Genomic DNA, 230 nt, shown 5'->3' on the forward strand with positions numbered 1-230 from the left:
GGCGCCTCCTGACCTGCGGCGCCACCGCCGGCTTCGCGCCGCAGGAGGACATCCGCTTCATCTGGACCTTCGAGCTGCAGATCCTCGGCTCCAACGGCTGGCAGCGCGACGACCTGCACGCGCTGTTCGACCTCGTCCAGTCCGGCAAGCTGAAGGTGCAGATCGATCGCACCTACCCGCTGGCCGAGGCCGCCGAGGCGCTGCGCGTCATCGAGGACCGCGAGGTCTTC

1 protein-coding gene is annotated in these 230 nt (G+C 69.6%); it reads left to right on the plus strand.

The annotated features are described in order from the left end of the window. On the plus strand, positions 1–230 hold a 230-nt coding region (locus SB847_RS22445; protein WP_410578989.1), incomplete at both ends, for a zinc-binding dehydrogenase.

It is taken from the genome of Bacillus sp. SIMBA_026 (genome assembly GCF_046535335.1).
GTDB classification, from domain to species: Bacteria; Bacillota; Bacilli; order Bacillales; family Bacillaceae; genus Bacillus; species Bacillus velezensis.